The 12,903-nt window shown below is 58.1% G+C and carries 11 protein-coding genes; all 11 read right to left on the bottom strand.

Annotation, left to right across the window (positions count from 1 at the left end):
- Nucleotides 1–193: 193 nt before the first annotated feature.
- The 11 genes from ABIB06_RS07080 to ABIB06_RS07030 all read right to left on the bottom strand — a co-directional run bounded on the left by ABIB06_RS07080 (nt 194) and on the right by ABIB06_RS07030 (nt 12,894).
- Nucleotides 194–1,549: an O-antigen ligase family protein gene (locus tag ABIB06_RS07080; RefSeq protein WP_354045379.1), complete on the bottom strand. Its 1,356-nt coding sequence runs from the start codon at nt 1,547–1,549 to the stop codon at nt 194–196.
- Between the two features lie 90 nt (nt 1,550–1,639).
- Complete coding sequence (locus ABIB06_RS07075) at nt 1,640–2,497, bottom strand: 2OG-Fe(II) oxygenase (RefSeq protein ID WP_354045381.1); 858 nt, start codon at nt 2,495–2,497, stop codon at nt 1,640–1,642.
- Between the two features lie 184 nt (nt 2,498–2,681).
- The gene (locus tag ABIB06_RS07070) at nt 2,682–3,548 is read right to left on the bottom strand and encodes a hypothetical protein (RefSeq protein WP_354045383.1); all 867 of its coding nucleotides are present in this window, start codon (nt 3,546–3,548) and stop codon (nt 2,682–2,684) included.
- 332 nt (nt 3,549–3,880) lie between these two features.
- The gene (locus tag ABIB06_RS07065; RefSeq protein ID WP_354045385.1) at nt 3,881–5,095 is read right to left on the bottom strand and encodes a glycosyltransferase family 4 protein; all 1,215 of its coding nucleotides are present in this window, start codon (nt 5,093–5,095) and stop codon (nt 3,881–3,883) included.
- 3 nt (nt 5,096–5,098) lie between these two features.
- Entirely contained in the window at nt 5,099–6,136 is a 1,038-nt protein-coding gene (locus ABIB06_RS07060; RefSeq protein WP_354045387.1) for a glycosyltransferase family 2 protein, read from the bottom strand.
- A gap of 209 nt (nt 6,137–6,345) precedes the next feature.
- Entirely contained in the window at nt 6,346–7,545 is a 1,200-nt protein-coding gene (locus ABIB06_RS07055; protein ID WP_354045389.1) for a DegT/DnrJ/EryC1/StrS family aminotransferase, read from the bottom strand.
- Nucleotides 7,485–8,510: an NAD-dependent epimerase/dehydratase family protein gene (locus tag ABIB06_RS07050; RefSeq protein ID WP_354068658.1), complete on the bottom strand. Its 1,026-nt coding sequence runs from the start codon at nt 8,508–8,510 to the stop codon at nt 7,485–7,487. Before ABIB06_RS07050 ends, ABIB06_RS07055 begins: the two co-directional genes overlap by 61 nt.
- Nucleotides 8,483–9,661, bottom strand: coding sequence for a DegT/DnrJ/EryC1/StrS family aminotransferase (locus ABIB06_RS07045; RefSeq protein ID WP_354045393.1), 1,179 nt, complete (start codon nt 9,659–9,661; stop codon nt 8,483–8,485). Before ABIB06_RS07045 ends, ABIB06_RS07050 begins: the two co-directional genes overlap by 28 nt.
- Before the next feature lie 94 nt (nt 9,662–9,755).
- Entirely contained in the window at nt 9,756–10,277 is a 522-nt protein-coding gene (locus ABIB06_RS07040) for an acyltransferase (RefSeq protein ID WP_354068655.1), read from the bottom strand.
- Between the two features lie 28 nt (nt 10,278–10,305).
- On the bottom strand, nt 10,306–11,829 hold the full coding sequence (locus ABIB06_RS07035; protein ID WP_354045397.1) for an oligosaccharide flippase family protein: 1,524 nt from the start codon (nt 11,827–11,829) through the stop codon (nt 10,306–10,308).
- Nucleotides 11,830–11,832: 3 nt separating this feature from the next.
- Nucleotides 11,833–12,894, bottom strand: coding sequence for a Gfo/Idh/MocA family protein (locus ABIB06_RS07030; RefSeq protein ID WP_354045399.1), 1,062 nt, complete (start codon nt 12,892–12,894; stop codon nt 11,833–11,835).
- Between the last annotated feature and the right edge of the window lie 9 nt (nt 12,895–12,903).

The following is a 12,903-nucleotide window of genomic DNA, read 5'->3' as shown; positions in this document are numbered from 1 at the left end:
GCAGCGAGGGATACTGAACGTCGCAATGGGGTGCACTGGAGGCCCGATCGCCTTTCTCGCTATACGCCCGCGGCGCACCCGTGTCCTCGGCCGCTCCTACGAGAGAGTATGCTGTGTTCAGTGCCACTGCGGCAGCAAATGAGCAGGCAAGAAAGCCTCCAACGGCGGTTGTCAAAGGCAGCTGCATGGACACCTACCATCGACGCTCGGTCGCCGGAACATAGATCGGAGGACCATACCAGGCAGAGCAAAGCTCGCTAAGATGTCTCGTCCCCAGAAAATGTTCGTATAGTGAAGCCCGTATACCGATATACGCACCCCAAATCATCCACATGGTGTTCCAATAGTGCACGGTTAGTCCGACCAGCACGAACGTCATTACCGCAAGCGTAAAGCCAGATCGCATTAAGTCCATGTAAACATCCAGCGTCGGGCCAACGGTCTTTCGTCCAAACCCGACGAAGAATGAGGTCACATTGGCCAGTAGTATGAAGACGACGATCGGAACACCAAACCGGAGCGCGATGACCAGCCAAACGGCATCCACCGAAGCGTTGTCGAAGAATTCCAGACCTTCGCCAATATCGCCGAATCCAAAGCCCACCAAGGGAGAGAAACCAATGTTGTAGAATGCGCGATCCCATGTGGCCTTGCGAAAATATCCTGTAGAGGGATCGAGGGTGAGGTGCGCGATGATCCAGGAAGTCGGATTGTTGGTGGTGAGATAGATGAAGGCGAGCACGGCTCCGATGACCGCGGCGAACGCTTTCCATCGCCATGGAGAGGATTTCATGAGCCGATCATAGCTGTAGACCGACAAAACTACGATGAACATCAACATAGGGGCTGAAGACATCGCCAGGAAGCATCCGAGGAAAGCAACCCCAACCCAGCCAATCTGAGACAACCGGCGTCTCTCCGAGTACAGAAATATCGCTCCGGCAGCTGTGCAGAATGTCCCATAGGAGATCGCGTGCGGAAAGATCGACGCCGCTCTCATCAGGCCGTTCCTGTACTCCGGCTCGCTGTTTAGCCCGAGAAAGCTATTGATAATGAGCTTTCCCGACATATCGTCGAGCATTGCGACAGCGACGATTATTGCGACTGCGACCTTCAAGACCTTGATGAACTCGGCGACCGCCAAGTGGCCGAAAAAGAATGCGCGGCCGACAATATAGCCGCCCAGGAGTTCGAGCGTCACCGCACCCGCCGACGACAATTCGGAGGAACGGTTCTCCTGTGCTGATACTCCCAGCATCCATACTGACGCCAGCAAGACGAACAGATCGCAGGCAACGAACCGCCGTCCCTTCTGCAGCAACAAGAACAGGGCCGGAATTAAGAGCAGAGCGATGACGAGCCGTTCAGGATTGAACTTCGCGCCCCCGAGCAAAAAGCTCATGTCGCCGGGCAATACGACGCCAAGAAAGAACAGCCATGTCGCGAATGGATGGGCGCCTTGCGGCGCCGCACCGGCACTCGTAACCAGCCAGGGCTCCCGCTCCACTGAGCCCTTGGCTACCGCAACGTTGGGGACACGGTTCCTCAACGAATATCTCCCTACCTGTTGGACCGATCAGCTCGCAATGCCTGCCACAGGACGCTCTTCACCATGCAGAAGCCGCCGAATGAAAGACGATCAGCGCCTGAAAATTCTCGGAATCTGCCAGACGATGGGCGGGATGAAAGGCTTGATGACCTCAAGAGACGTTCGCCTTCTGACCTCGCCCGGCCGCATTCTGAAAATCGTCGTGTGGTCTTCGGACATTTCGTCTTCTGGTCGACCATTGGTGTAGTAGTAGAGCGCGATCGATTTGCGATACTTTCCTTTGGGACTCGTCAAAGGATCGGGATGTCCGTGATAGGCAGTATCGGTCGTTGAGAATACAACGATCCGATTCGCAATCGGTAGATAGGCCTTTTGCCTTGCCTTGACGCACTTATCCCAAAATTCGAGGGCTCCGCCCCACTCCTGCTTCCAATCATGGTTCAAATAGACCAGCAGATTGAGCCGGCGGTCCAGCCTCAGCTTCTTGTGCTTGTTGAAGTCCGCGTGGATGGCGAGACGACCTCCACGCGGAATCATGTGCAACCCGCCACCAACGAGGTAAGGATCGGGAATGAGGCCGTCAATGCCGGTGAGGCGCTCGAGAAAATCGAGAAAGAGTCGCGAATTTAGCGAACTGACGAATTGCTGAATGTAAGGCGGAAACTCTTCAAAGCGGTCGAGTCCGAGCTTCTGCTCCTCATACGCGCCGGCATCGAGAAAGGTCCGATTCCACGAGCTCTCGAATTCCCCCGGAAATTCCTCGGCGACTTTTCTAATGACCCCTTCATCAAAAAAGGCATCAATTCCGATGTGAGAAAAGGGCTGATTGTCTCGGTACTGCTCGGCCCACGCATCAGCATGGCGGCGCATTTTATCCAACGGAAGGAGAGACTTGATGTCGAGACATTGGGACCCTGCAGACAGCGGCAGCACAGCTGTGGCAACCATTTCTACCTCTTCCCCGTTCGGCGGGGCAAATGACGTCCCTCGAATGCCGCCCTCTTGACGGCCGACATTATTAAACCATGATACATTATAATATTATTTTCAGCAAGCCAATTAAATTGGTTTCTAATCGCGAACGTTAATGCGCCTCAGGAGACACCGCGCTCGGTAAGAAAACCCGACTGAATTACGTCGGCGTCAGGCAGCCATTCTCCGGCAAAGAAGCAGCCAGAATCCGATCCATTCCCAGTTCCCTCGACTTTGCGTCAGGATCCAACGCCCGCTGCGTCGAATACGTTGACCGTCGGAACATTGCCTTATGGTGCATCCGCAGGCGACGCATCGGTAGGACAAGCGGATTGCGGGTGATGGTCCCGCACGTGGTCTGGACGGGAAGGCGATCTCGCCATTTCCGCACCATGTAATGATAGGATCGAACGTAGTCGCGCCCCAGCGATAACTGTGCCTTGGCGTTGTGAATCAACGGCAAGTCCAGACCGTAACAGGATCTGCTCAGCCTCTGTGCTTCGAGGACGATGTCTGCCCCATAGAGGTGGAACTCTGGCAGCAAGGGATCGAACGATACGCCCGAGTCTCGGCGAACAATGATCGCCAATTCATCCACGCTGACCACTCGGACAGGTGCCTTCAGCTCCCCTCCATGAATACCTCCCGTTTCGGGAAATAACGGGGCAAGAGAGGGATCCCACGTACGACCAACCACTTCCCCCGCCGCAGTGACGCTGCTCGTTCCAGCCACGGCCCAGCTGCTGTCTTGCTGAGTGAGCCCTCGGATTTCCCAGTCCAGCCGCTCAAACCAGTATTCGGGGAAGAAAACGTCGCAATGGGCAAAAATGAGGATATCTTCTCTCGCACTTGCGACGGCCCGGGCATAGGCGCCGGAAGCGCTAGGCTGATTCCATAGGATCGTGAGCTTTACGTCACCTCTGGCAATCGCTGGCGAGCGCCGAAGGTCGCGATCGAGGGTTTCGACGTCCGTCGATCGAGCACAGGTATACACATGATAGTTATCATAATTATCGCTCGGACACATTGCGGGGTCGCCACCTAATAATAATCTACTCACCGATTATATTAGCTCCCACGGCAGTTCGTAATCAAGCTCTCGATGAAAAAATGGGGTCGTTCATTCGTATTCTTCGGAGGGCGAGTTTGGACGTTTATGCCCTCGACTGCGCGCATGCCAAATCACATCGGCACGCCGCTCGGAGGCGAGCGAAGCTCTGCACCTCCAACTAATCGCCCAATGAAGCATCATCGATCACCAGAACTCGTACGCTTCCGACCAATTAATCGAGAACGCTGCGGGCCGCGTCCATGCGGTCGCGGAATAAGGATGTCGACGGACTGGGCGTGGCGCCGCAATTATTCAGTTTTATTTTGCGCAAGCTGGGTGAGGTCTTCACTCGGCGTCGCGCCATGTTTCCGTTTTATCGCATCCTGGATGAGCGACGCTATCGCTCGCCCCCCCTGCCCGGGGGTATGGCGCCTCTCAAATTTGCGTTTCGCCGCGCGTCCCATTTGCTCTCGCAGCGAAGGGGACGAGAGGAACTCGATGACTTTCCGACTCATCTCCCCAACATCAAACTTGGCCACGCTGAATCCGGCGTCCGGTTCGACAAATCTCCGCGCTGCATCGCTTGCGTCGAAGCAGATAGTGGGCGTGTTGCGCCGAGCTGCTTCCAGAACCACGAGGCCGAACGCCTCCTCGCGCGACGTGAGGAGAAAAACGTCCGATGCAGCAAAGTATCTGTCGACATCGGCCTTTCGCCCAACGAAGCGTATCTGAGTGGCCGGCGCCTCGTTTTTGAGCCTGCGCCGCATACTTTTGACTTTGTCCGGCGCGCCGCCCACCCACACGAATAGGACATTTCGCCCACTGACGCCGCCGGCGACCTGTCGAGCGACCTCTATGAACAAATCCGTGCCCTTTCGCGCCTCGATCGAGCCGCAACCGCACACAATCCTTACGTCAGGCGAAATTTCCAACTCGTGCGCGAGCCTGAGGCGCGCATCCTCCGCGTCGGTGGAAGCGGCTTCGAGCTCAGGAATGAACGGCTCGACGACCTCGATCCGGTGGGGCGCGATGTCGAAATCCCCGATCAGGCAATCCTTCACAGCATCGGACACCGCTATATATCGGGCTCGACGCCGTTCAAGCGCGGCCAGATTCATCAATCCGACGCTTCGTATGGCTCCCGCAAGCTCGTGGACGTGACAGAGGACTTCGCAATCCCCAATAGGTAATCGTTCGAGCAACCGACCAGAAGCTATCGAATTGACATAGACGAGACCGAAGCGCTCCTTGGAAAGATTTTCTTGTAAGCGGGCCAGATGATTAGACGGCAAGAAATGATGCAAATCGAAGCGTCTCATCGCACGATAAAGCAAATCACTGGGTTCGACCGAGTCGACCTTGCCGAGCATGGCGAATTCACTGCTGAGTTCGCCCGGGCTGGCTGTCACTGTCCGGAAGGAAATGGAATCATTGCGACGAAGCCAGCGTTGCACGTTGAGGAGCATGATTGGCGCCCCTGTTCGCGACGCCTCATGGCTGAGGAAGAGCACCTTATTCGTCATAACTTAACTCAGCCGATCCCTGTCCGCGCCTAGGAAGGGAGCGGCGGCTGACCTCTGCAACAGCTTTCGGCATCGCGCATTCGATTTGCTCATCAAGGATGCGAGCCCTTGGCGTCCCTCCGGCCCAGGCATCCGCAGGAGCCGCCATACCGGCGGGAGGTAGCGCATTCGCGAGTCGAGGCTCCTGGCCCAGCGTAGAAGCGCTAAGCCGCTCTCGATGCGCCCCCGTCGGATATAATTGATCCCGGTGTCGAAGGCCTGATCGGCGAGCGAGTGCGCCGTCTGCCGCTGCAACAACGGTATGTCCCGGCGTCGATCGCGACAGGTTTCGAAGAAGCTGTCGAACGCCGCTTTCCTCTGTCCATACTCCGTCAGCATTTCCGCGAGATAGGCGTTCGACATAGCGGAATCGTGCTTTCGATAGATCGCCTGCACCGCCTCGATTTTGGCGACCTCCGCATGCACGCCAAACCGGAGCCACATCTCCAGATCGCCGCTGTGAGGAAGCGACGATCTATAGCCTCCTACAGCCTTCTGGACAGTCGTTCGCGCGATAGCTGTCGCGGTGGCCACGAAGTCGGACGCGGTCCGGCACATGTCCGCCACCACATCTTGCTTGGTCCATCGCAAGTCCTGGACCGACTTGACGAATGGGCGAGGAGTGTCCCGACGCCACACCAGGCATTCGCCATAAGTCAATCCTACCGCCGGACACGAATCCATGATTTTCGCCGCACGTTCGAACGCTCCCGGCACGAGCAAATCATCCGCGGAAAGCAGCAGAAAGTAGTCGCTGTCCGCCCACTCGATTCCCTCGTTGTATGTCGCGATATGTCCCTTGTTGCTTGCGTGCGCTACAACACGTACGCGCGAATCTCTGTCCGCGAGGCCGCGCGCGATTTCGACAGACGAATCTGAGGATGCGTCGTCGATGATGAGGATACGAACGTCGGCGATGGATTGATCAAGCACGCTTCGTACGCAGTCCGTCAGGAAGCGCCCGTAGTTGTAGCAGGGGACAACGACGTCTAACTTGGCCATCGCTTTGATTTCTCCTGTTGTGGCGACCTCGCGAAACAAGAGGCGGCTGCGGCGCCCGTCGCCTCTTGTGTAGGGACCCTCATCCGGACCCGCTCCACCTTGAGGGCTTCGGCTGCTCTTTCCTGGTCATTCGGCATTCATCTGTGCATCGAGGGAAGCGGGATCGCGTAGAGCGACCAATTTTCTGCCGAATCTCTGCCTCGCGATAGCTATCCCCGGGCCAGTTCCGCTCTAAGGCACTCTGCGACGCGAAGCTGCTCTGCCTCGCTCATCTGCGCGTAAATCGGCAGCAGGATAGAACGATCCTGTGAGAGTTCTGATTGACCAAGGCCATGGCGCTGCTTCGCCTTCGCGTAAGGCAGCTCCCGATGAGAGCACATGATGCCCCGACGAGTGGCGATGCCCTGATCCAGCAGCGATTGCATCGTCGCCCTCTGATCGATGCGATCGGGCAAGCGTACACAGTAGCTCTGCCAGTTGGATCGAGCCCACTCCGGCTCGAAAGGCAACAGCAGCCCCTCTATATTCCCAAGCAGTTCAGCGTACCGGGATGCTAGCCTGCGCCGGCGCGCAATCAGCTGCGGAAGCCGCTCGAGCTGTTTGCGGCCGATCGCAGCCTGCATATCTGTCATTCGATAGTTGTAGCCGAGAACGACGTACGCCTCGAAAATGACACGCTGCGACCCGTGACGGACGATATCCGGAACGCTCATACCGTGTTGGCGCAGCAGCCGGAACCTACGGTCAAGCTCGGCGTCGGCAGTGGTGAGCATTCCACCCTCACCCGTCGTGATCACCTTTCGCGGATGGAAGGAAAAGCAGGCAATGTCGCCATGCGGCTTGCCGATCGGCTCCCATTCACCGTTCATCCGAATCTGCGATCCGGCGGCACAGGCCGCGTCCTCGATCACCGCGATCCCGTGGCGTCGCGCCACAGCGATGAGCGCTGCCATGTCACACGGCATGCCCATCTGATGGACCGCGATGATCGCGCGCGTGCGCTCGGTGATGGCTTCGGCCAGCCGAGCGCAATCCAAATTGTAGGTCTCCGGGTCGATATCGACAAAAACGGGAGTGGCGCCCTGATATCGGATGACGTTCGCGGTCGCAATGAAGGAGTGGCTGACCGTGATCACCTCGTCGCCGGTGCCGATCTCCAACGCCACCAAGGCGAGCTGCAGGGCAGTCGTACAATTGGCGACGGCACAAGCGTGCGGCGCGCCAACAAGTGCAGCGAACTCACCCTCGAACGCGGCCACCTCCGGGCCTTGCGATACCCAGCCCGACAGCACGACGGCGCGCGCAGCATCGGCCTCTTCGTCCCCAAGCAGCGGCGACGCGATCGGAATCACGATGCCGCCGCCTGCCGCTGGCGACCGGAAGCAAGTTCGCGTTCGGATCGCCACCATCTCACGAGATCGGCGAGCCCCTGCTCCAGCGAAACCGTGGTGCGGAACCCCAGCAAACGCTCTGCCTTGCCCGTCGATGCCAGCCGTCGAGGCACCGGATTAACCGAGCGCGCCGGCGCGAATTCGGGTGCCAGGCCGCGGCGCCCCATCACAGAGGCAAGCGCCGTAGCCAACTCCGTCAGGCTGGTTTCCGTGCCGCTCCCGACGTTGAAGACCTCATCAGTGACCTTTGCCCTGGCCGCAAGGATATTGGCACGGGCGATGTCGCGGACGTGGACGAAATCCATGGACTGATGGCCGTCACCAAAAATAATCGGAGGTAATCCGGCTTCCAGCCGCTCCATCCAGCGGATCAAGACTTCGGTGTACCGTCCGTGGATGTCCATCCGGCTACCGTAGACGTTGAAATATCGGAATGCGACGTAGTCGAGGCCGTATGCATCGTTGAAGGCCCGCAGCAGGCCCTCGTTAAACGCCTTGGCGGCTCCATAGAGAGTTCGGTTGTTGTATGGATTCTGCCGCTCGGTCGTCGGAAACTCCTCGGCCATGCCATATACGGATGCCGAGGACGCAGCGATGATCTTCTCGATATCGTGCTTGATGCACAGCTCCAGCAGGTCATAGGTGGCGTCCACCATGACCTCCTTGGCCAGGCGTGGTTCGGCCGCACAATGAGTGATGCGGAGTGCGGCCTGGTGAAAGACGATATCGGCAGCTTTGAGCAACGCTTCCATCAGCTTGCGATCACGAATGTCGCCGTGCACCATTCTCACCGGCCCACGCCCGAGCGCGCGCCGGAGATTTTCCGGCCGGCCTCTTATCATGTTGTCGATGGCAACGATCTCGATGCAGCCCTCGTCGCAGAGCAGATCAACGATGTGGGAGCCGATGAAACCCGCGCCGCCGGTGACCAGAACGCGTTTTCCCTTGAGATCAATCAAGACGCTCTCCTGTTGTGGGACCATGTCATGACGCTTTGTGGATGCTCTGCTCGGTCGCTGACCACATCGCTGGGCCGCAGTGCCGCCGCGTTCCTCAGTGTGGAGACAACCTCGACGACCTGTTCCGGCAGCAACTCCGGATAAATGGGAAGAGAGAGAAAATCGTTCGCAAGCATCTCAGTGACGGGCAGATCACCGGCACGATAACCGAGGTCTGCATAGGCCCTCTGCTGATGCACCGGAACGGGATAGTGGATCCCGGCGCTGATGCCCGCGTCACGCAACAGCGCCAGCGCGTCATCGCGGCACGACGCTCTGACCGCATAGACGTGATACACGTGCCGGGCATAGCCGGGCGGCTGGGGACGCGCGAATGGGAGATCAGACAGCAGTGCATTGTATCGCTCAGCGACCGACCGACGCGCTTCCGTCCAGCGCTCAATGTAGTCCAGCTTGACGTTCAGTATCGCGCCCTGAATTTCGTCCATGCGATAGTTGTATCCGGAAATGACGTGATTGTATTTCGTCTCCTGTCCCCAATCCCGCAGCAGTGACACGCGGCGCGCCAATTCAGGCCGATCGGTTACGACGGCCCCACCCTCGCCAAACGCTCCAAGATTCTTGCCGGGGTAAAAGCTGAAGCATCCCAGATCGCCGATCGAGCCTGCGCGACGTCCGCGATATTCCGCGCCATGCGCCTGCGCAGCGTCCTCGATGACGATCAGACCGTGGCGACGCGCGATCTCCATGATGGGATCCATGTCGGCCATCAGCCCGTGGAGATGGACCGGCAGGATCGCTTTGGTTCGTGGTGTTATCGCAGCTTCGATCGAGCCGGGATGCATCGTCCATGTTACCGGGTCAACGTCGACAAACACGGGCCTGGCGCCGCTGTAGAGAATGGCTGCGGTTGTCGCAACGAACGTCATGGATACCGTGATGACTTCGTCACCGGGTCCGATGCCGGCCGCCAACAAGGCAAGGTGAAGCGCCGAAGTTCCGCTGTTCACCGCGCGGCAATGGGCGGCCCGGCAATACTCCGCAAAGCGGCCCTCGAAGGCAGCCACCTCTGGGCCGAGCACAAAGTGCCCGCTGCCCACGACTCTAGCGACCGCGGCGTCGATTTCCGGCTTGATCTGGCTATATTGGGCTTTCATATCCAGGAAGGGTATCAAGATTGAAGACCTTTTATTGAACCAACATTATAAGACAATTAACCCTCACTATTAAATTTAATCAAGCATTAAATTTGGCGGTATATGTAACGATTTAAAATTGTTTGCGAAGCGCGTCTGACGAGCCACGATCGCCCAAGATGGCGGTTTCAGCCGCAGACAAAACCCGAGCGGGCACTCCCGCGACGACGGCGCCGGGCGGCACGTCCCTCGTCACCACTGCACCCGCGCCTACGCAGGCCCCCTCTCCGATCGTCACTCCGCACATAATGGTGGCGTTCGAGCCGATGGAGGCTCCCCTATTGACGTGAGTACGCTGCAGCGTCCAGTCCAAAGCTTGCTGAGGACGACCATCCGCGGTTGTTGCCTTCGGATATTTGTCGTTCGTGAACATCACGCCGTGACCGACGAAGACCTCATCTTCAATCGTGACGCCCTCGCAGATGAAGCTATGCGAAGAAATTTTGCAGCGCGCACCGATCGTTGCGCCAGCCTGGACCTCGACGAAAGTTCCGATTTTGCTCTCGTGGCCGATCGTGCAGCCATAGAGATTGACCAGTTCCGGATGAAAGATCCTGACATCACGGCCGAGCTGTACGTCATTGGTAATCGGCATCTTCGTCTCCAAAAATTGCCGCAAGGCTTTAAAGGGCCGAACGCGACGGTCGCAGCTTTGGGATAATGTAGGCGAGACCCGCTGCCGCCTGATGGAGCTGATGCAGCAAAGGGTGCCGGGTCAGTAGCAACCCAAGCCACCAGCAAAGCACCGCAGCGCACAACGCCAAAGCAATTCCGGCAAGGGACGCCAGCGATCCAGCCTCCGTCAGCGCCGCACAGCCGGCGACACCGAACGCAGTTGCCGCCGTGACGAGTGCGCTCTTCCTCAACGCGCGAGCAATATCCCTTGGCCCGAGCTGCAGATGCCGCCCGATAAAGTAGATCGCGACGGCGGCCTGAAATGGCAACGTCAATAACGCGGCTGCGGCGACGGCGTGCACACCGAGGAAGGATGCGCCAAAAATGACAAGAAGCGACGGCGGGAGCGAGATGAAAGAGGACACCAACGCGTCCCGTACGCTTCCAACCGCTACAAGTACGGGATAGCTCAAGCATGCGGCAAAGAGCGCCATGTTTGCGATGCACAGCAAGCGTACGAGCGGTACGATCTCCAGCCAGGTCTGGCCGAGCCAGATCGCGATAATTGGGCGCGCCATAATCGCCGCGAATATCAGGAATGGCCACTGCGCGGCGGAAAGCAGCTCAATCGACTGGAGATAAACGGTCTTCAAATCCTCCCCGGCTTGGCGCCTTGCGACAATGGCCGGCATGATGACAGGGTTCAATACTTGCGTGACGAGCCTGTCAAATACCTGCGTCAAGTTGATCGCGCGGCTGTAGAGACCAACGGACACAAAGTCGAGAGATCTTGCGAGAAACAGTTGGGGCGCCAGATTGTAGAACACATTGATGACGCTGACCCCACTGGAATAAAGACCGAAGCCGACGATCTCGCGGTATTCGAGCAGCGAAGGACGCAGCACGTTGAGATTCCGATGACCAACGAGCAGCGCCAGGGTCAGGATCATGTTCCCTGCAAGGGCCCCCCAGATCGGGGCCATGTAGCTCAATCCCGCTATTGCAAGTGCTATCGAGACCAGGGCAACGGCCACGCCGGATGCGAAGTTGCAAATGGCTAAAGTTCCGAACCTCATGTCCCGCCGCAGTAAGGCAGAAATGGTCCCGGAGAAAGGCAACAGCAGAAAATTCAGAGCTGAAACCTCGATGCCTTCCTTGAGGCCATTCTGCCCGAACAGCTGCGATAACTCGTCAGCGAGGACGAACAGAAGAACCGCAATTGCGCCGGAAATGCCCAACGTGATCGTGAACGCCGAACGAACATCTCCGTCCGACAGTTCCCGCTTCTGAATTAGATAATTTCCGCCGCCGAACTCCTGAAAGGAGGCAGCAATGACCACCGCAATGGCGTTGACGACCGCATAGACCCCGAATTCCGCTGGGGACAGCAAACGGGAAAGGACCGCGGTAGCCACAAAGAATAGCACAAGGCTGCCATAGCGGTCGGCCGCCGAAAACACGATTGAGCGTTGGACCGCATTCATCGCGAAACCGTCGCCTTTCGGCGGATAAGCAATGCCCGGCGGCACCACGATTTAGGCTGTGGCCCGGGCGCGTTCCCGGACCTGATGCGGTTGCTTGAGGAGGACTGGTTTGCCCTGCGCGGCTATCGATCGCGACGCCGCCTCCAGCACCTCAATTACCTGCAATGCGGACAGGCCGCTGGAAATTGGCCGCACGCCGTTGTGGACGCAACCGATGAAGTGTTCGACCTCGGTCTGCAGCGCCTCTTTCGTGGAAATATGAGGAGCCCACATGTCGCCAGCTCGATATCCAATACGGAATTCATGGGCATTCTCGGTCGGAGTATCGAGGGTTATCCCCTTGTCATAGACCTTGATCTTTTCGGTCGGCTCGAGATCGTCATAAACGATCATCTTCTTGCTGCCGCCAATGAACGTCTGACGCACCTTGACCGGCGACAGCCAATTGACGCTCACGTGCGCCACGCAGGCGCTGGCGAAGAACAAAGTGATATGCGCCATGTTTTCCGGAGAGCCGGAGATGTGACACGAACCCGTCGCCGACACCGCAACCGGTTCCTCATCGAAGATATGGTCGATGATCGCAATGTCGTGCACCGCCAAATCCCAGATCACATTGACGTCTTTCTGAAAAAGCCCGAGGCTCGAGCGCGTACTATCGTAGTAGTAGATGTCTCCGAGCTCTCTCTTCAGCAAGAGCTCACGAATCTTCTGCACCGCCGGCGTATAGAGAAAGGTGTGATCGACCATCAGCGTCAATCCGCGCCGGTCCGCTTCGTCGATCAAGCGGGTCACCAGCTCGGCGCTCGGCGCAAGGGGCTTCTCGACCAACACGTGCTTGCCTGCCCTCAACGCCGCAATTGCCAGCTCGTAATGTGTGTGCGCCGGCGTAGCGATAGCGATTGCATCAATAGAGGTATCCTTCAGCAGATCCTCATAGCGAGTGGTCGTTGTGACCCCGGGGTAGACCTGCCCCATGACGCCGAGCCTGCCTGGGTCAAGGTCGCTCACGCTGACAACGCGGGTGGCGGGATTGATCGAGAAATTGCGCACGAGATTGGGGCCCCAATAGCCGTATCCAACGACGCCGATTCCCAGCTGGCTATCTCGCATGCTAACCTC

Origin of the sequence: Bradyrhizobium sp. LB8.2 (assembly GCF_040548035.1) — a bacterium.
Classification (GTDB): domain Bacteria; phylum Pseudomonadota; class Alphaproteobacteria; order Rhizobiales; family Xanthobacteraceae; genus Bradyrhizobium.
This window is presented reverse-complemented; position numbering and strand designations above follow the sequence as displayed.